Annotated in this window: 9 protein-coding genes; all 9 read left to right on the plus strand. The window is 66.4% G+C overall.

Features of this window, described 5'->3' with window-relative positions:
* Window positions 1-7: 7 nt before the first annotated feature.
* The 9 genes from BMW75_RS10065 to BMW75_RS29910 all read left to right on the plus strand — a co-directional run bounded on the left by BMW75_RS10065 (window position 8) and on the right by BMW75_RS29910 (window position 20,856).
* On the plus strand, window positions 8-11,167 hold the full coding sequence (locus BMW75_RS10065) for a VCBS domain-containing protein (protein WP_092578974.1): 11,160 nt from the start codon (window positions 8-10) through the stop codon (window positions 11,165-11,167).
* Window positions 11,164-12,681 (plus strand): TolC family protein, encoded by a 1,518-nt coding sequence (locus BMW75_RS10070; protein ID WP_092578976.1) that lies wholly within the window; start codon window positions 11,164-11,166, stop codon window positions 12,679-12,681. The genes BMW75_RS10065 and BMW75_RS10070 overlap by 4 nt, the downstream gene beginning before the upstream one ends.
* A complete protein-coding gene (locus BMW75_RS10075) occupies window positions 12,678-13,457 on the plus strand; it encodes an efflux RND transporter periplasmic adaptor subunit (RefSeq protein ID WP_175493139.1) in 780 nt (259 codons plus the stop codon). Before BMW75_RS10070 ends, BMW75_RS10075 begins: the two co-directional genes overlap by 4 nt.
* 5 nt (window positions 13,458-13,462) lie before the next feature.
* Window positions 13,463-14,794: an efflux RND transporter periplasmic adaptor subunit gene (locus BMW75_RS10080; protein WP_092578980.1), complete on the plus strand. Its 1,332-nt coding sequence runs from the start codon at window positions 13,463-13,465 to the stop codon at window positions 14,792-14,794.
* A gap of 7 nt (window positions 14,795-14,801) precedes the next feature.
* Window positions 14,802-16,901, plus strand: coding sequence for a site-2 protease family protein (locus BMW75_RS10085; RefSeq protein ID WP_092578982.1), 2,100 nt, complete (start codon window positions 14,802-14,804; stop codon window positions 16,899-16,901).
* 18 nt (window positions 16,902-16,919) lie between these two features.
* A complete protein-coding gene (locus BMW75_RS10090) occupies window positions 16,920-18,107 on the plus strand; it encodes a hypothetical protein (RefSeq protein WP_092578984.1) in 1,188 nt (395 codons plus the stop codon).
* Between the two features lie 137 nt (window positions 18,108-18,244).
* A complete protein-coding gene (locus BMW75_RS10095; RefSeq protein ID WP_092578986.1) occupies window positions 18,245-19,528 on the plus strand; it encodes a DUF3300 domain-containing protein in 1,284 nt (427 codons plus the stop codon).
* Complete coding sequence (locus BMW75_RS10100; RefSeq protein ID WP_092578988.1) at window positions 19,525-20,361, plus strand: DUF2950 family protein; 837 nt, start codon at window positions 19,525-19,527, stop codon at window positions 20,359-20,361. Before BMW75_RS10095 ends, BMW75_RS10100 begins: the two co-directional genes overlap by 4 nt.
* A gap of 273 nt (window positions 20,362-20,634) precedes the next feature.
* Window positions 20,635-20,856 (plus strand): CrpP-related protein, encoded by a 222-nt coding sequence (locus BMW75_RS29910; protein WP_092578990.1) that lies wholly within the window; start codon window positions 20,635-20,637, stop codon window positions 20,854-20,856.
* Window positions 20,857-20,945 lie beyond the last annotated feature (89 nt).

The raw sequence follows: 20,945 nt of genomic DNA on the forward strand, positions 1-20,945 counted from the left end.
CAGCACCATGAGTACGACGCCGATTTTCCGCCCAGTAGCCAGGGCGCTGGCACTCGAGCCACGGCTGCTGTATGACGCTGCGGCCGCCGTGGCGGCCGACCGCCAGCAAACCGATTCGTCGGCCCACGACACGGGCCAGGCTGACAACGCGGCACCCGCGCAGGGCAAGAACCTGCTGGTCATCGATGGCCGCCTGGCCGGCGCCCAGGCGCTGGCGGACAGCGCCACGCCCGGCACCAAGGTGCTGGTCGTCAATCCCAGCCAGGACGGCGTAGCGGCGGTGCGCCAGGCGCTGGAAGCGCTGGGTACGGTCGACTCGATCCAGATCCTCAGCCACGGCACGCCCGGGCAAATGACCCTGGGCAACAGTGTGTTGACCGCGCAATCGGCCGACACGCAGCGCGCGGCTGACTGGGGCGCGCACCTCAGTACCAACGCCGACATCCTGCTCTACGGATGCGGCACGGGCAGCTCGGCCAGCGGGCAGGAACTGATGGGCGCGCTGGCAAGCGCCACCGGCGCGGACGTCGCGGCATCGACCAACGACACCGGCAACCCATCCGTCGGCGGCGACTGGGATCTGGAAGTCGCCACCGGCAGCATAGAAAGCCAACTGCAGATCGGCGCGGCGGCCCTGGCGGCATACGACGGCCTGCTCGCCGATGCGCTGCCCACCCTCGCGCTGGGCGGCAGCAGCGCCGACATCCTGTTGGGCGACACCGCCCAGATCCAGGCCATCGTCAGCAATCCCTCGGCCCAGGAAGGCTACGCGCCGTTCATCGACATCTTGATTCCGGCGACGGGGTATGACGGCGACGACGGTGTCAGTTTCGTGTCCGCCAGCACGATGGGCATTACGCTCAACGGCTATGTGATTACCTTCGGCGCCGATGGCACGGCAGAGCACCCTTTGGCAAAAGACGCCACCGGCAATCCTGTGGTGCTGCAGGCGTCTCAGTATGGCTATCGCCCCGGCGACCAACTGGTGGTGCTGGCGCTGCCTTACGCGGGCTTCGGCAAAGATCAACCCACGATTGCCGTGGACATCGTCCTGGGCCTCAGCCCCCTGGCCGACGTGAACAAGGACCATACCGTCAGCCTGCGCGCGGGCTTCCAGTACGGCAACGATGCGCTGGACAACCCGGAGCAGGACCCGGCGCTGTTCGAGGCCGACTGGCAGACCTATGCGCTGCGCTCCACCCCCTTCGAGGTGACGCAATCGCTGGACATGACCGAAGGCGAGACCGCCACCGGTGAGAACTATCCCCATACCTTGACCGTCACCGCCACCCCGGCGCCGGGACAGACCTTGCAGAACGTGGCGGTCGTGCAGCAGTTGCCCGACAGCATCCGGGTACTGGGCATTACCCCTGGCAGCGGCGGAATCCTGACGCGATTGACGCTGGCCGACGGCAGGGTGCTCTCCGACACCGCGGCGATCAATGCCGCGTTGGCGCTCAAGCCTTATGTGACCTCGTATGAAATCAGCTACGCGAGCCTGAGCGGCCCCGCGGATACGCTAGTGCGTTTTTTCGTCGCGGAGACGACATCCGGCGGCCAGCAGGTATTGGACCCCGCTAGCGGAGCGCCGCGTCAGATCGAGGTCGCGCAGGCGTTCTCCACTGGCCAATGGACGCCGCTGGACCCGCGCGATGTGCCCGACCTTTTGCCATGGGTGCCGGTGATCGGGCGCGGCGAGGACGTCGCGTTCACCGCCAAGGCGGTCGCGCTGCACAAAACCGTGGAAATAGACACCGACAGCGGTGTGGCGGGCCTGTCGCCCGGCGACGTGCTGAGCTACCAGTACGATGTGACGCTGTCCGATTACTTCGCCATCGGCAAGTCGATGCTGGGGCAGGGCAGCCTGACCATCACGGACACGCTGGGCGACGGGCTGACGTTCGCCGGCACGCCCATGCTGACGTTTACCCAGGATGGCCAGCAATACACCGTCGCGCTGATCTATACCCTGGGAGAGAAGACGGCGACCGGTACGCAGATCGTCTTCGACCTGGCCGCCTCGATCGCCCAGGCGGGCCTGAGCATGGACGCGCTGATCGGAGACATCGCCAGTGACGGCACGCGCCAATCGGCAACGCGGGCGACGATCAATTACGACGCCAGGGTCGACGAGGCCTACCAGGGCTCCTATGCGCAAGCGGAGATCAACGAAGGCGACTCGCTGAGCAATAGCGCGCTGTTGGCGGGCACCATCATACAAAGCCGGCTCAACGTCGGGGCGGTGCAGTCCGACGGCTCCGAGGTGACGGTTACCGTTCCGACAGGCAACGTCGACATCGCCGTCTTCCAGGTCAACGGCAGCACGGTGCCGCCGTCCTATGAGCTGCAGCCGGGAGATATCGTTACCTTCGTGCTGCGTTACGACCTGCAGACTGGCGACTACGAAAACCTGAAGCTGACGGCGTATCTGCCGGCTCCGGTGTTCGAGCCGGCCGGGTCATGGTCCGTGGGCATCGGCGACCATCGCTGGTCCTACGGTCCGGGCGACACCCATCCGGGCACGGTGGTCGGTGTGAGCTCGCAAGCCGGCGGGGCGCTGGTTTTCGATTTTGGCGACTACGCCATGCAGGGCGACCCCTCGGGGCAGAACCGCATCGAGGTGCTGTTCACGCTGCGCGTCAGCGGCCAACCCTTCGCGGACCAGCGCTCCATAACCGTGCTGGGCCAGTCCTCCCAGCAGACTACCGTGGGCCACGCGCCTGTGGTGGATACCGACAACGTGCTGATCCAGTCGGTGGCGGAGCCCGTGCTCACCATTGGCCATGGCGTGGTGGGAGCCTCTGGCGGGACGGTCAGTGGGGCAACGGGCGACTGGAATCCGCCGGGCAGCACGGGCGCTGGTTTCAATGGTTCCGTTACGGATCTGGCCGCCCTCGAAGGCGCGGTCACCGGGATGGACGCCGGCGATATTCTGCGCCTTGCCACCGGTATCGAGAACCGCGGCGGAGGCGGGGCCTACGACGTGACGGTGAACCTCCAGGTGCCTGCCGGTCTGGCGTTCCTGGGCGGTTCGCTCGACACCGCGAACCTGCGCATTGCCCGTGGAGACGGCACCGTGCTGGTGCTGGAACAGGACTACAGCGTATCGGGCACCACGATCACCTTCCTGGATGCGGGCGGCCAGGCCAGCCTGCTGGCGGGACGTCCCGGCACCGCTGCCGATGACAGCGGCCAGAACATGGTCGTGATTACCTACGACGTCGTGGCCAGCAGCAACCTGGCCGCGTCCAGCACCCTGCAAAGCACGGCGATCCTGACCCACTACGCCAGTGTGGAAGGCGGGTCGGACTTTACGCCCACCGATCTGGCCGATACGGCGGACGCGCAGTCTGCTGCGCCGGTCATCACCAAGGGCTACGCCGACGGCAGCCTGGATCCGACGGACTCCAGCGCCAGCCATACCAGTGGCAGCAACCTGGTCATCGGCGAGCGCATGCTCTACGACATTGTGGTGACCCTGCCCGAAGGCACAACGCAGAACCTGCGCTTGAGCGACCTGATTCCCGAGGGGTTCGCGCTGGACACGGCCTTCGGCCTGGGAGGCTACCAATTGATCACGCAGGCTGCGCTGAGCGGCAGCCTCGCGGCCGACTTCGGCGGCATGGTCTCCATTGCCAGCCTGACGGGGTCGGGCGGCACGCTGGGCGCGAACGGCGTGGACATGGTGCTTACTTTCAGCGCCAGCAGCGCGCTGGCCAACAACAACCAGGCGGACAACAGCTTCGTCATTCGCCTGGGACTGATCGCCACGAACGTGACGGGCAACCAGGCGGGCCAGACGCTGACCAACGATGCGTCGCTGACGTACACCGATCCCGATGGCGATACGCCCAATGGAGCCACCTCGGTGGATCGGAGCGTCGCGGCGACCGGCGGCCTGCCGTCGGTCACCATCGTCGAACCCACGCTGACCGTCTCGCATACCGCGGTCACCGACGGTTCGTCGGTGGGAGTGGACCGGGGCGACCACATCACGTACACCATCACGGTCGGTAACGGCTCGGCGGCAAGCGACGTCGATGCCTTCGATGTCCGCCTCTCGGACGTGTTGCCCTCCGAACTGAGCGGGGTGGAGATCGTCGGCGTGACGCTGTATGGCGGGGCGACCCTGACCGGCGGCGACTTCATCATCCAGAACGGCGTTCTTCAACTGGACCCGAATGCCAAGCTGGACATCCCGAAGGGCGGAAGCCTGGTCCTGCAGTTCCGCGGCACGCTGAACGACTCGACCGGCACGTCCGGAAAAGTCGACAACGAGGTCACCGTGCAGTGGACGAGCCTGAACGGCGTCAACGGCGGCGAGCGCACCGGCGCAGACGGCAGCCTCGGGTCGGGCGCCCTCAACGATTATCGGCTGGTCAGCGTCCACAGCGAGGACGTCGCGGCTTCGGGAACCATCAGCCACGTCGGCGGCCTGACCGACACGGCGGGCGGCAGTCCCACGACAGCCGACCCGCAAGACGTCGCGATCGGCGAGATCGTGCATTACCGAGTCGCGCTGCTGGTGCCCGAGGGCACCCAGCCCGACGCGGCGATCCGGGTGTATTTGCCGCCCGGATTGACCTTCATGAACGACGGTTCGGCCATGCTGGCCTACCTGGCCAATGCACTTGCCAACGGATCGCCCGGACTGTGGACCGATATGGCCGGCCTGATCGTCTCGGGCGACCCCAATATCGACGGCGGGGTGACGGACAAGGAGAGCACGTTGCTCAATCCGGATCTGTCAGGCGTGCGTGCCGAGGGTGTGCTGAATACCGCCGCCATCGACACCGCCGATCCGCGCGTCATCGTGCTGCGGTTGGGCAACCTCGTGAATGCCAACCAGGACTCGGATTTCGAAGGGCTGTATTTCGAGTTCAACGCCCGCGTGGACAACGCCGCCGGCGTGGCGGCGGGCGGCCAGCTCGCCGTGCGGGCCGAGTTCCTGAGCGGCTCGGAGGTGCGGTTCGGCACGGAAACGGTCACCGAGCGTGTCGTGGAACCGAAGATAGACGACGTGCAGAAGTCCGTCGTCAGCTTCGACCCCGGCGCCGGCGGCACGGTGGGCCAGGCCGGCTATGAGGTGGCTTTCGGCAACGCGGGTACGGCCACGGCGTACGACGTGGTCCTTACCGATACGTTGCCCACGGGAGGCCAGAATCTGACCGTCACCGGCTTGACCATCGACGGCACGACGTACGCGCCCGGAGGCTACCCGCCAGGCGTGTCGGTCGTGGTCAGCGGCGGAACCGTCACTGTCTCGCTGGACACGCTGGTGGCGGGGGCGAGCGTCAGCCTGGCCTATAGCGCCGACCTGCCCAACAATACGCCGCTGGCCGACACGTCGGCTACGGTGACGTACACGAGCCTGCCCACCAGCTTCCAGAGTTTCGCAGGCACTCAGGTGGGCGCGGCAGGCACAGTCGGCGGCGAGCGCACCGGCAGCGGCACCGGACCCAATACCTATCGTGACGGCGACGCCGCGGGACTCAGCCGCATCGATGGCACGCTGTGGAACGACACCGATAGCGCAACAGGCTCCGCCACGCCGGACGGCCCCGGCCTGGCTGGCCAGACCGTGACCCTGACCTGGGGAGGCGCCGACAACGACCTGTCGACGGCGACCGATAATCGCAGCTGGACGGTAACCACCGACGTCAATGGGTATTACTACTTCGGCGTGCTTGGACCCGGCGTTTTCCGCATAGATGCGCCGCCGACGGTCACCGTCGCCGGCCCCACCGGCGTCGTGAACGCACGCATCGACAGCGACGGCGCCTCCGCCGTGGGCCAGGTGCAGGCCCAGTTCGGCGACCTGGGCGCGGCGGCTGCCGGCAATGTGGGCTATGTGGAACGCAACGACGGACCGGTCAATACCGTGCCCGGCGCGCAGGCGCTGGACGAGGACACATCGCTCGCCATAACGGGGATTTCCATCGCCGATCCCGATTCAGGCGCCGCGACGATGCAGGTCACGCTCAACGTCCTGCACGGCGGCCTGACGCTGACCTTGGGCAGCGTCGAGCTGGCCGCGGGCGCCCTGGGGTCGGGGATGCTGCAACTGCGCGGCAGCCGGGACGCCCTGAACGCGGCGCTCGCCACGCTGGTCTATAGCCCCGGCGCGAACTACAACGGCAACGACCGTTTGACCATACTGACGGAGGATCTGGGCCAGCGCGGGGATGCCGACGGAGACGGCACGCCTTTTGAACCCGTGGACGACAACCTGACCGACACGGATGCGGTGGACATCACCGTGCGGCCGGTCAACGATGCGCCGCAGGGCGTGGACGATACCGCGCATGCCGTGGAAGCGGGCGGCGTCGGCAATGACGTGCCCGGCATTGATCCGGCGGGCAACGTGCTGGACAACGATATCGACGTGGATATCGAGACCAACGGCGACGTGCTGACTGTTACGCAGGCCAGCGGCATTGCAGGTCCCGTCACCGTGGATCCGCTGAGCGGCGAAGCCATGGTCGCCGGCCAGTACGGAACCCTGTTCATCAACGCGCAGGGGGGATACCGGTATGTGGTGAACAATACCGATCCGGACGTACAGGAACTGCTGGCCAGCAGCACGCCGCTGCAGGATACGTTCACCTATACCTTGCGCGATTCCGCCCTGGTAAGCAGCTCCGCTCGGCTCGTCGTCACCTTGACTGGCGCGAACGACGCGCCGACGGCGGTCGATGACGCCGGCATCGCCCAGGAAAAAGGCGGAACGGCCAATGCCAGCGGCGGCAGCCCGGCCAGCGGCAATGTATTGGACAACGACAGCGATGTGGACGGCGGCGACACGCGCAGCGTCACGTTGGCGCGCAATGCCACGGATACGCGGCCCGGCCCGGCGCTGGGCGTTCCGGCGGGCAGCACGGCGGCCGACGGCGCGATTATCGAGGGGCGCTACGGCACCCTGCGCCTGGGCGCGGACGGCAGCTACGTCTACACGGTGGACGACAACAACGCCACCGTGCAGGCCTTGAACCAAGGCGACGTGTTGCTGGAGACCTTCGACTACGCCGTCACGGACGCAGGCGGCTTGAACGCGATCGCGTCGCTGGTCATCTCCATCGAGGGCGCGAACGACAATCCGGTCGCGGTCGACAACCTGGGCGAAGGCTATACCGCCAGCGTCGACGCAGGCACCGGCACGGTTATCGGCGTGCCGCGCAATCCGCAGGGCAACGTCATTACCGACGCGTATCCTGACGACGATCCCGGCGCGGTCGACAGCGACGTGGACAACGATATGGCGGACGCGGTCGTCCACAGTATCGGGCCCGAGGGCGGCAGCCAGGCCGACGTGACGCCCGGGGTCGAACAGACCGTGGCGGGCCTGTACGGCGTGCTGCGCATGAACAGCGACGGCAGTTATGTCTACGAGATCGATAGCCTGAACCCCACCTTGGTCGCGCTGGGGCCCGACGGCACGGTCGATGAGCGTTTCGTCTACGGGCTGGAGGACGCGGACGGAGGCCGCAGCACGGCGGTGCTTACCATACGCATCCATGGCGTGTCCGACCAGCCGGTGGCCAGCAACATAGTCGCCATCGCGCAGGAACGCGGCGGCGTCGGCAACGCCACGCCGGGCCGCACCGCGACCGGCGACGTCACGGTCAACGACATCGATCCCGATGGCGACGATCTGACCGTCACCGGCGCCCGCAGCGGCGCCGAGGCCGAGGGCGGCAGCATGCAGCCGATAGGCGCGCCCATCCTCGGCAAGTACGGAACCCTGACGCTGATGAGCGATGGGACGTTTTCGTATGCCTTGAATGAAACCGACGAAACTGTCCAGGCCTTGCGTACGGCAGGCAACACGCTGGTTGACGTGTTCACGTATACGCTGTCCGATACGGGCGGCCTGACCGACCAGGCCGAGCTGCGAGTGCGCATCCTGGGACAAAACGATGCGCCGGAGGCTGCCGATGACGCGGGCTCCGCGGTGGAGGCGGGAGGCACCGGAAACACGTCGGGCGGCCGGCCTGCGCAAGGCAATGTGCTGGCCAATGACAAAGACGTGGACAGCGCGGCCAACGGCGAAGCGTTGACCGTCGCCGGCGTCCGCGCGGGCGACGCAAGCGGCGGCGCGGTGCCGGATGCAACGGGTCCCGCCATGGTCATCACCGGCTCGTACGGCACCTTGACCCTTTTGGCCAACGGCGCATACGTCTACCGCGTGGACAACGCCAATCCCGCGGTCCAGGCATTGCCCGCGGGCGCTTCGATATTCGAGGACTTTACCTACAAGGTGCGCGACGTGGGCGGCCTGGAAGACACCGCGACGCTGCGGATCACCATCGCCGGCGCGAACGACGCTCCCGAGGCGCAAGCGCAAGCGATCATCGCGGTAGAGAAGGGCGGCACCGGCAACGACACGGGCGGCCTGGATCCTTCCGGCAACCTGCTGCCAGGAGCAGGGTCCGACCCGGATACCGGCGACACCCTGCACATCGTCGGATTGCGCGCCGGGCAGCCGGGCGACGGCACGGCCATGCAGGCCGCCGGCACGACGGTGCAGGGGCGCTTCGGCACTTTGCGCATCGACAGCGACGGCAGCTATGTCTATACCGTCGACAATACGCTCGCTGCGGTTCAGGCGCTGCGCTTGCCGACCGATATCCTGGTCGAGCATTTCACCTTCCGCCTCAGCGATGCCGCCGGCTTGAACAGCGATGGCCTGCTGACGGTAACCATCCGTGGCGCCGACGATGCGCCGGTCGCGCGCGACGACACCGGCAGCGCGGTGGAGGCAGGCGGCACGGACAACCAGACGCCCGGCAGTCCCGCCATCGGCAACGTTCTGAGCAATGATCGGGACGTGGACGCTCGCGACCAGAGCGCCGTCTCGGCGGTACAGAACTCCCAGGCCCAGGCGGGCGTTGTGGGCGGCGCCGCAGCCGGCTTGTACGGAACGCTGTATCTGCAGGCCGACGGCTCGTACCGCTATGAAGTCGACGATACGCTGGCCGCGGTGCAGCAATTGCGCGCGGGCCAGTCCTTGCAGGAGACATACACCTATACCGTGCGGGACCTTGCCGGCCTGACGCACACGGCGACGCTGACCATTACCATCGCGGGCAGCTACGATGCCCCCGTGGCGGATGACGATACGGATACGGCCGTTCCGGCCACCTCGATATCGCCTGCCGTCGACGCCCAAGGCAATGTGCTGGCCAATGACGGCGATGTCGACGCCGGCGACACCAAGGCCGTCATCGGTATACGCGCGGGCGCGGGAACCCATGGATTCACGTCCGTCACGGGCACGGCGCCGCTGCGAGTGGATGGCATGTATGGCTGGCTGGAGATCTCGGCCGACGGCAGCTATACCTATCACGCCGATGAAACCAACGAGGCGGTCGCCGCGCTGGCCGTGGGCGAGTCCTTGCTGGAGGTGTTCACTTACCGGGCGGTGGACGGTGGCGGCCTGACCGACCAGGCCGAACTGCGCATTACGATCCAGGGCGTCAACGATCCGCCGGTCGCCACGCCGGTGGTGGGGATCGCCATCGAACAGGGCGTGCGCGACAACGAGCCGTTCCAGGGCAGGAATCCCAGCGGGGATGTGACGCTGCGCGACTTCGACGCCGAGGGCCGTCCGCTGACCGTCGTGGCAATCCGGACCGGGACGGAGGCGGGAACCGGCACCAGCGGGACGGTGGGATCCGTCTTGCGCGGCGCCTACGGCGACTTGATCATCAATGCCGACGGCACCTATTCCTACGTGCTGGACAACTCCCTGGACGCGGTGAACCGGCTGCGATTGCCTACCGATACCTTGCTCGACGTATTCACCTATACCATCGCCGACGATGAGGGCCAGCAGGACAGCGCCACGATGGTCATCCTTATCCTCGGGCAGAACGATGCGCCGGTTGCCCATGACGATGTGGCCGAGGCAGTGGAAGCGGGTGGCCTGAACAACACCGAGCCCGGCATCGACCCGAGCGGCAATGTACTCGCCAACGATACCGACGTCGACGCAGGCGACGGCAAGACCGTTCTTGCCGTCGGCCTGGGAGAGTCCGCGAGCGGCACGGTGGGACGGATTGCAGGGTTGTATGGGACCTTGGTCATGGACGCCAACGGCGCCTACCAGTACGTCGTGGACAATGACAATCCCTTGGTGCAGGCCCTGAGAACCCCCGGCGAGACGCTCACGGAGGTATTTACCTACGCCATGCGCGATACCGCGGGCGCCGTTGCTCAAGCTCGCCTGATCATCACGATTTCAGGACGCGACGACACGCCGCAGGCGCGCGACGACAGCGCATATGTCGACGACGTATCGGGGCCGCCCATCGTCCAGGGCAATGTCCTGCCCAACGATAGCGACGTGGATGGCGGCGACGCGATCGCGGTGACCGGCATACGGCCGCAGCAGGACGTAGCAGCGGCGGGGCAGGTGGGCGAACGCCTCGCGGGCCGCTACGGATTCATCGTCATGAACGCCGATGGCAGCTACCGATACGAAATCGACCTGAGCAATCCGGATGTCCAGGCCGCGCGCGGCCGGGGGCCGATTCTGCAGGATGTATTCGTCTACACGATCTCGGACCTGGCGGGCCGCCAATCCGAGGCGCTTCTCACCATCGTCCTCAAACTCGACGCGGATTACGTGGCGCCTCCCAACCCCTATGCCCTGTTTGGACAGGACACGCCGCCCGCATTCAGATCGGACCTGACGGTGGATCCCGTGGTCTACGTCACGCCCGCCGTGCGGGACACGCTCGCGTTCGAACGGTATCTCGACGCGGGCGTGCGTGGACAGCGGCCCCAGCTTGCCATGCCTCCCGAGATTACCTTGGAGTCGCTGGCCGCCGGCCTGGGCGAGGATCACGAGACGCCATTGACCCGCACCATCCAAGCGCTGCAATGGCAGGCGCGTTACCAGGATGCCTGCATGCAGACCCGCTATGCCAATGTCTTCCTGTCGGCCGACGGCCTGCTGCGGGACGATTCGGTGTTCACGTACAAGGAGCTGCGCCTGCCGGAGACCGGCCGCGCTCACGCGGCGAATGGGCGCGGCGAGCCGCCCAGGCATGGCGCGGGATCTTTCAGCGACCAGATTCGCGTCAGCGCCAGCGACGCATGGCGCGAGCAGTGGGCGCCCGGGGATGAAGAAAATGTGGTGAAGACGGAAAGGGGAGAGGTATGAAGCGAAAGCTCGTGATGCGCGCGAATTTCCTGGCGCTGGCCGTGATGGGCCTGAGCGCTTGTTCTTCCAACCAATTGGCCAGTCCGTACACGCATGAAGAGGTCCTGCAACGCATCGACCAGGACCGGAAGATGATGTACTCGGACCAGGAACCCATCACGCATCCAATCACGTTCTACGAGGCGTCGGCCCGCGCGCTGAAATACAACCTGGATTACCGCCTCAAGCTGATGGAAGGCGCGCTGGCGCGCAACCTGGTGGACGTCACCCGCCACGAGATGCTGCCCAAGCTGATCGCCTCGGCCGGCTACACCGACCGGTCCAATGACTCGGGCGGCACCTCGATCGGCATCGAGGATGGCGAGGTCAGCCTGCGGCCGTCCACGTCCGAGCAGCGATATCACCGGCTGGCCGACCTGGAACTCAGCTGGAGCACCCTGGATTTCGTCGTCGCCTACGAGCGCTCGCAGCAGAAGATGGACCAGGTGCTGATGGCCGAGGAGCGCCGCCGCAAGGTCGTCCAGAACGTCTTGCAGGACGTGCGCAATGCCTACTGGCGGGCCGTGGGCGCGCAGCGCCTGATCGCTTCGGTCGACGACCTGCTGGTGCGCGTGCGCACGGGCCTGGACAACGCACGCGAAGCCGAGCGGCGCGGGCTGCTGCCGCGCCAGGAGGCGCTTGCATACCAGCGGGCGCTGCTGGACGCGGTGAGCCTGCTTTCGACGCGGCGGCAGGACCTGGAACTGGCGCGCGCCGAGCTGGCGGCCCTGATGTCCCTGCCGCCGGGCACCGACTTCCAGGTGGCGGATGAGAACCCTCCGCCCATTCCCATGCCGAACATGAACGTTCCGGCGCTGGAGCAGCTGGCGCTTGAGAACCGCCCGGAGATCATGGAGGAGTGGTATCGCAAGCGGGTCACGGACAACGACATCCGGATCGCCAAGGCCGAGCTCTGGCCGCACATCAGCATCAATGCGGGCGCCCATTACGACTCCAATGAATATCTCTATAACAACAGCTGGTCTTCCGTCGGGGTGCGGGTGTCGTGGAACCTCCTGAACTTGCTCAAGGCGCCGGCGCTGCAGGCAGCGGGGGAGAACCAGAGCAAAGTAGCGGATCTGCGCCGCCTGGCGCTTTCCATGGCGGTGCTGACCCAGGTCCGGGTGGCCGCCCAACGCTATTACCTGGCGCGCGAGCAATACCAATTCGCCGATCAGAGCACGCAGGTCGACGGCAGATTGCGCGACTATGCCGAGGCGAGCGCCAGCATTTCGGCGGATTCCAGGCTGGAATTCATCCGCGCGGATGCTCGCTGGCTGCTGTCCCAGTACCAGCGCTATGCCGCCTATTCGGACGCTCAGGCGGCCTGGGGCCGGCTCTATAACTCCGTCGGCCTGGACGTGATGCCGGACGTGATCGCCAACCATGACGTGGCAACCTTGGCCGCCGAGATCCAGAAGACCATGACGAACTGGGAGCGCACCACGCTGCTGGCCCAAAGCGAGGCAAAATGAGCCGCCACTCGCAGGGTATGGGGGCGTGGCTTTCGATTTTGCTGGCGGGCGCAAGCCTGTCGGCGCATGCCCAGCTTCAGGCGCTGCCTCCTCCTACCGACATGTCCAGCGATCCGAACGCCATACGGGTATTGCTGGCGGCCGATCCCGAGAGCACGCTCGCCGCGCCGATGGCAGGCCGGCTGCAGTCCATGGAGGTGCAATTGGGCCGCCGCGTGGAAAAAGGCGACGTCGTGCTCCGATTGGACTGCGGCGAGCCGGAGGCGCGGCTGAAGATGGCCGCGGCCGAACTGGCCGGGGCGCGCGAGAATCTGAGGGCCAAGGTGGGACTGCGCAAGCTGGACGCCGCCGGCGATACCGAAGTCGCGCTGGCGCGGGCCGCCACCGACCGGGCCGCCGCCGCCCAGGCGCTGGCGCAGGCGCAAGTGGATTACTGCACGGTCGCCGCGCCATTTGCGGGGCGCATCGCCAAGGTCTACGTGCGTCCCTACGAAACCGTCAACGCCGGCGCGCCGCTGATCGACCTGGTCAGCGATGGGCCGCCCAGGCTCAGGCTGAACCTGCCGTCGCGCCAATTGGGCAGCGTCAAGGTGGGCAGCACCTTCAAGCTGGACGTGATCGAGACGGGCAAGCAATATCAGGCGCGCGTCACGGCCGTCAACGCGCGCGTGGACGCCGTGGCGCAATCCATCGAACTGGAGGGCAGGGCGGAGGATCCCGCGCACGAGTTGCTGCCCGGCATGAGCGGCATAGCCGATTTCGGTTTCCCCCGGTGAGAGCCATGCAGGACGACATTCTCCTGTTGCTGCAGTTGGCGGAAATGGAAGGCCTGGCGCGACAGGCCGACGACGTCCAGCAACTGAGTTTCCATGTCGCTAACGACGCGCATCCGCTCCTGAACTATCGGCAAGCCTTGGTCTTCGAGGACACGGGGGCGGATTGGCGTTTGCTGAATATTTCGGGGCTGGTATCCGTCGACCACGACTCGCCGTATCTGGTGTGGCTGGGCCAGGCGCGTAAATGGCTGCGCGAACAGGCGGGCCAGGGCAAGGAATGGCTGGAGCCGCCGCCAGCCGGCTCGCCAGGGGCCGAGCTGGTCGCCCAAGGGTGGCGGGAGTGGTGGCCGGCGGGCGCTTGGCTTTTACCGCTGAAGAGCCGTGCCGGCACGGCGCTGGGCTGGGCTGTCTACCTGCTCGACCAGCCACCGACCGCGGCGCATTCTGCGGTGATGGGGCGGCTGGCCCAGTCGTGGGCCTACAGCTGGGAGTTGTTGGCGCGGCGGGCGGGCCGTCGGCCGCGGCGGCGCAGGGCCTGGCTGGTCAGGCTGGCGCTGATCCTGCTGGTCGCATTGTGCTTTCTGCCGGTGCGCCAGCGGGCGCTGGCACCTGGCGAAGTGACTTCCCTGGATCTGGAAATGATCAGCGCTCCGCTGGACGGCGTGGTCAAGGCGATCCATGTACGGCCCAACCAGGAAGTGCAGGCGGGCCAGGTCCTGTTCTCGCTGGACGACACGACGCTCAGCCATCAGCAGGAGGTTGCCTCCCGCGCCGTTGCGGTGGCCGACGCGGAATATCTGGCGGCCAGCCAGACGGCGTTTCGCAGCGAGGACAGCCGCTCCAGGCTGACGCTGCTGCAGAGCCGTGCCGAAGAGCGGCGCGCCGAGCTGGCCTCCATACGCTCGCAGCTGCAGCGACTGGAAACCCGCGCGCCGCGGGCGGGCGTGGCCGTGTTCAGCGACGCCAATGACTGGATCGGAAAGCCGGTCGTAACGGGCGAGCGCATCATGCAGCTGGCCGATCCGGCCAAACCCGCGATGCTGGTCCAGTTGCCGGCTTCCGACGCGATCGCGCTGGACGTTGGAGCGCCGGTGGATCTGTACCTCACCGTCAGACCCATGCACCCACTGCGCGGCAAGGTCATCGAGACCAGCTACCAGGCCGCGCTCACGCCGGAGGGAGTGCCCAGCTACCGGCTGCGGGCGAGCGTCGAGGAGGGCGAAGGCGCCCGCATCGGGTTAAAGGGCACGGCCAGGCTCTCGGGCGGCCAGTCCGTGCTGGGATTCGAGCTCATACGGCGGCCGCTGGCGGCCCTGCGCGCGTTCCTGGGCCTGTGAGAACGCCATGATGCTCGCCGCCGCCCTGGAATCCCTGCCCAGCCTGCGGGAAGACCTGCGCCTGTTTGCCGCGGCCCCACACGCCGACGGCAGCCCGGCCTGGGTCATCGAAGATCCGGTGCGCAACCGCCATTTTCGGATCGGCTGGCTGGAGTTCGAGTTCCTGTCGCGCTGGCGCCTGGCGCCCGCCGAACTGCTGGCTGACATCGTTCGCCGGACCGCATTGCAGCCCGGCGAGGACCAACTGCGCGAATTCGCCGACTTCCTGCGCGCCAATGACCTGCTGCGGCCGGCGCCCTCGCAAAGCCAGGCCATGGCGTGGGCAGAGCCTCGCAGGCCTTGGAGCAAGCCGAAGTGGTGGCTGCACAACTATCTGTTCTTCCGCATTCCGCTCATTCATCCCACTTATTGGTTGGGCAAGCTGTACCGCGGCTTGCGGTTCCTGTTCCATCCGGCCACGCCCAGGGTCGTCGCCGCGCTGTCGCTCGTGGGAATCGCCCTGACCCTGAGGCAGTGGGATACGTTTCAGCACACCCTGTTCGAATCGGTGTCGTGGCAGGGAGCGATGGGCTTCGCGCTGGCGCTGCTGGTCGCCAAGACCTTGCACGAATTCGGCCACGCCTTGGTGGCCACGCATTTCGGTGTGCGTGTCGGACACATGGGCGTGGCCTTCCTGGTGATGTGGCCGATGCTGTATACCGATACCAGCGAATCCTGGCGTCTGGCGTCGTCGCGCAAGCGGTTGATGATCGCCGCTGCCGGTATCTGCACCGAGCTGGCGATCGCCGGCCTTGCCACGTTGTCATGGGCCTTGCTGCCGCCCGGCATCCTGCGGCAGGCGTGCTTTTACCTTGCCACCACCAGCTGGGTCCTGTCGCTTTTGCTGAACGCCAGTCCGTTCATGCGCTTCGACGGCTACTTCATCCTGTCGGACCTGCTGGACATGCCCAACTTGCACGAGCGCGCGGCGGCCCTGGCGCGCACTGCGCTACGCCGCGGGCTGCTGGGCTGGCAGGAACCCTGGCCGGAACCCTTTGCTGCGCCGCTGCGGCGGCGGCTCATCGTCTTCGCCTGGGTGACCTGGATCTATCGCCTGACCGTCTACCTAGGGATCGCGGTGGCGGTCTATCACTTCTTCTTCAAGGCGCTGGGTGTGCTGCTGTTCGCGGTGGAAGTGGGATTTTTCATCGTGCGCCCCTGCTGGCGCGAACTGCGCACCTGGTCCCAGCGTCGACGTGAGACGCGGGGCTGGCGCCGCCGCCTGCTCCTGCTGGTGCCGATACTGATTCTCGCCTGGCTGGCCGTGCCCGCCGCGACGCCAGTGCGCGCGCCCGCGCTGGCGCGCCCCATCCAGCAATGGATCGCCTTCGCCCCGACGCCGGCGCGCGTGGACATGCGCGTCGAGCCCGGCCACGTAGCAGCCGGCACCGTTCTCATCAGCCTGGACAATCCAGAGCTGGCCAGCCAGGCCGACGCGGCCCGGGCGGGAATACGGGGCGGCGCCGCCCGCCTGTCCGGCCTGCTGGACCAGTCGGGCGGCCTGGACCAGCAGGCCGCCACGATCGAATCGCTGGCGCTCAGTCGCGCGAACGCCGCCTCGGTGGCCGCGGAAAAGGCACGCCTGACGCTGCGAGCTCCCTTTGACGGCATATGGCTGGACGTTGCGCCGGACGTGCGCGCGGGCACCTGGGTCAGCCAGCGGCAGCGGCTGGGGCGCCTGGTGAACCCTGAGAACTGGATCGTGGAAGCCTATGTGGCGGAAGACGACGTCCACGCCTTGCGGCCGGGCGACGGCGGGTGCTTTTACTTCGAGCTGGCTCCCCGGCGGCTCTGCGGCCGCATCGACACCATCGCGCCCGCCCGACTGCAGCAATTGCCTTCGGCCATGCTGGCTACCGTGCATGACGGCCCGATTCCGGCGTTCCAGAAGCAGGATGCCCTGATTCCCGAGTATTCACTGTATGCAGTGCGCGTCACGCTGGACGAACCCTTGCCGCTCTTGCGCGAGCAGCGCGGCAAAGCCTACTTCACCGGGGCCGAGCGTAGCCGTCTGATGGCCGGCCTGCGGTACCTGGCCAGCCTGGCCATCCGCGAAAGCGGCTTCTGACCCTCTTCGAGGTGCGCCATGATCCAGGATTCATCGCCTTCCACCCGTGACGAACCCTTTCTCCTGGTCGAGAATGACGGGCTTTCGCGCCTGCAGGAGCAGGTCGGCCTGATTCCGGCCAAGGGAGGAGGGATCAAGCGGCGCGCGCTGATCTATGCGCTCGTAGCCTGGCTGCCGCTGGTCGTGGCCTCGTGGCTGACCGGCACGCCGCCCGAGCATGGCACGGGCACGGCCGAGACGCTGCTGGGGCATTTTGGAATCCACATCCGTTGCCTCGTCGCCATTCCATTGCTGGTTCTGGCCGAGGGCATAGCCCGGAAAATCCTCCCGCTTTGCCTGCGCGAGTTCAAGCGCTCGGGGCTGGTCGACCAGGAGCTGGCTCCGCGTTTCGACGAGGTCATCGCCGGCGTTGCGCAGCTCAAGAAGCGCGTGTTTCCGTGGGTCATCGTAGGGACGGTGGCTATCGCCTGGACCGCCGCCTTCCTGGTTTCGCCGAATCCGGACGAGGTGCGATGGGCGGGGCCCGGGGCCGACGGCCTGGCCTTCGGCGCGTGGTGGTTCCTGCTCGTCACCCGGCCGATCTTTTCGGTGCTTTTGCTGGCTTGGGTCTGGCGGCTGACACTGGTCGGCATCCTGTTGCTGCGCATCGCGCGGCTGCCGCTCAAGCTGGTGGTGATGCATCCGGACCGCATGGGAGGCTTGGGATTCCTCGATCGGCTGCCGATGGTCTATGCGCCGTTCTTGTTTTCCGTGTCTGCTGTAGTCGCCGGGGCATGGGCTCACACGGTTTTCTACCACGGTGTCACCGTTCCGTCGCTTTACGTGCAGGTCGCGACCTTGCTGCTGGTACTGATCCTGATCGGGCTGGCTCCGCTGCTGGTGTTCTCCTCGATGCTGGCCCGCGCCAAGCGTCAAGCGCTGCTGGATTACGGCGCCTTGCTTTCCGAGCACGGACGGCTGGTCGACACGCGCTGGATACACAAAGAACGGATTCCGGAGAGTCCCATCCTGGATGCGCCGGAACTCGGGCCGGTCGCGGATGTCCAGGCGATGTACCAAGCTGTGGCGGCGATGCGGCCCGCGGTAATCAGCAAATCCATCTTGTTCAAGATCGCGTTGCCGTCGGCCTTGCCCCTGCTGATATTGATCGCGACGCAATGGCCATTGAAAAGCACGCTTTCCAAGCTTCTCTTCACGCTTCTGTAGGAGGACATGAACGGAATCGTTGAGCGCTCTTGTGCGCCGGATGCTCGCAGCCGGTAGCGCCAGAAGCATTTCCCGGCACGGGAAAGGGCCCAATGGAGGCTCCCCATAGTGCCAGGGTTTCCCTGCAGGAGAGGTCCATGAGACGGGCATTAAGGCATTTCCTCATCATGATGGCGCTGTTGTTCGCAAGCTCGGCAACCCAGGCGCAATCGTCGTTCAGCAAAGAACAGCTCGACCAGATGCTGGCGCCGGTGGCGCTTTATCCGGATGCGTTGTTGTCGCAGTTATTGATGGCGTCGACCTATCCCGACGACGTCGCGGCGGCAGCGGCATGGTCGGCGAAGAACGCCAGCCTCAGCGGCGACGCCGCCGTCAAGGCCGTCCAGGACCAGCCCTGGGATCCCAGCGTTATGTCTCTGGCGGCCTTTCCTTCGGTGCTGGACATGATGGGCCGCCAGCCGGACTGGGTACGGTCGGTGGGCGACGCGTTCCTGGATCAGCCCGATGACGTGATGTCTTCGGTCCAGCGCTTGCGGACCCAGGCCCAGGCCGCCGGCACGCTGGCCAGCAACGAGCAGCAGAAGGTCTCGACGCAGACCGAGGGCGGAACTACCGTGGTGACCATAGCGCCCGCGTCTCCCAGCGTTGTATACGTGCCGTCCTACAACCCGACCACCGCCTACGGCACCTGGGCCTATCCCTCTTACCCGCCCGCCTACTATCCGCCGCCGCCAGGATCCGCGTTCGCGACCGCCATGGTCAGCGGCCTGGCGTTCGGCACCGGCATCGCCATCGCGGACTCGTTGTGGGGCGGCTTCGACTGGGGCCACAATGACGTGGACATTGACGTCAACCGGTACAACAACATCAACGTCAATCGCAAGCTGGACGCCAGCCGCCGTAACGTGACCTGGAACCACGATCCTGCGCGGCGCGGCAATACGCCTTACCGCAACTCGGCGACACAACAGCGCTTTGACCAGCAGCGCCGCGTCGGCGCCACGCAAGGACAGGGCGCCCGCCGGTCCGCGGGCGACCAGCAGGCGCGCCGCGACCATGCACAACAAGTCATGCGGGACCGCGAGCCGACAGGTGGCAGGGCGGCAGGCCAGCGTCAAGGCAATGCGGGACGTTCCGCCTCCGCGCAGCGTCCCGAAGCCAATCGGCCCGCGGCTCACCGCGATGCGACTCCGCAACGCAACGACGCGCGCAATGCCGCCATCGAACGCTCGCGCAGCGCCAACCGTGACAACGCGCTGCGCGGCGTGGACAGTCCGAGTCCGGCACGCCACGCCTCGGGTAGGAGCGCCAACAGGCCGGCGGCGCATACGGAAACACGCCGGCCATCGCCGGGCGCCGGCGCGCGCTCCGGCGGCCGCGCGGGCGGTGGACACATCGAGAGGGGGCATGGAAGAAGATGAAACAGACGCGACATACTCTAGGCGGCCTCGCACTGGCTGTGATTCTTGTCTCGGCCGCATCGCAAGGCTACGCGGCCCAGGCCGCTTTCAGCACGCCGCAAGCGGCTGCCGACGCGCTTGTGGAGGCGGTGGCGACTGGCGACGACGACGGCCTGAAACGAGTGCTGGGCAGCGACTTCCGCCACTTCGTCCCGCGCGACAGCATAGGCCGGGACGATATCTACGCCTTTCTCGCAGCCTGGTCCAGGCAGCACAAAATCGTCGACACCAGCGCGACCACGGCCGAGTTCGTCGTGGGCGAGCATGATTGGTCGTTCCCCGCGCCCTTGGTCAAGGGGAACGGCGGCTGGCGCTTCGACCTGCGCACCGGCGTGCAGGAAATGCAGCATCGCCAGATAGCGCGCAACGAGGGCGCCGCCATCGAAACCTTGCGGCTGTTGTGCGCCGCCCAGGACCGTTACCGCCAGACGGCCGGCAATGGGCACCCGGCGCGGCGGATCATCAGCCGCGATGGCGAGCGGGACGGTCTCTATTGGGATCCAGCCTCGACAGCTTCGGCTAGCCCGCTCAATGACGACGCGCTAGTAATGGGACCCGACGTGCCGGCCGACGCCGCCTTGCACGGCTATCGCTATGCGTACCTGGCGACCAAAGACGTCTCTGGATGCTCGTTCGCTGCATGGCCTGCCGCCCATTCGCGCTCGGGGCTGCATAGCTTCTTCATCGGGCCGGACAAGATTGTTCGCGAGCGGGATTTCGGACGTGCGGTCGGCGAACGCGAAATAAAGCAGTCAGTTCCAAACGACAGTGCGTGGAGGCCGATTTCCCAGTAGTGGAATTCGTTGCGGCATTGCAGGAGGAGGCTGCGGAAGGCCACCTCAACCAGGTGGCTTTCCGTGCCGTTACCCGATCGGGGCGCTTGTTGCGTGATTTAGCTACTGGAGTGTGGGTGAAAGCGCGGTCAAGTGGAGGTCAATCGGATGAGGAATCGCGTAAGTAGCGGGAAGGTTCCACATTAAGTCTTCTAGTGCCGACACACTATTGCATATCAATCTCAATATATTTCATACTGTCCGCCTGATCGTCTACTTGTGGAGGGTGCCGACATGCATAGTGAAATCCGAAAGCAGGGTGCCCTAGCTGCCCGCCAAGGATTGACCTTGTGGGATTGCCCATACTTGAAGGCCGAGGCGATGCCTGGCCACACCGGAGGCTCGCTCAGCGGCTGGAAAGCGAAGGTTGATGCGTGGGAAGAGGGATGGCGCACTGAAGTTCAGGCTCATAGCTCGCTGCCAAACAGGAAAGGCGCTCAAGACAGAAGTCCGTGACGTTCACAACTAAGCGCCCCACGGGGCGCTATTTGTTTTACCAATTTCCCCAATTTCCCCAATTTCCCCAATTTCCCCAATTTCGCCCG

Source organism: Achromobacter sp. NFACC18-2 (assembly GCF_900108985.1).
GTDB lineage: Bacteria > Pseudomonadota > Gammaproteobacteria > Burkholderiales > Burkholderiaceae_B > Achromobacter.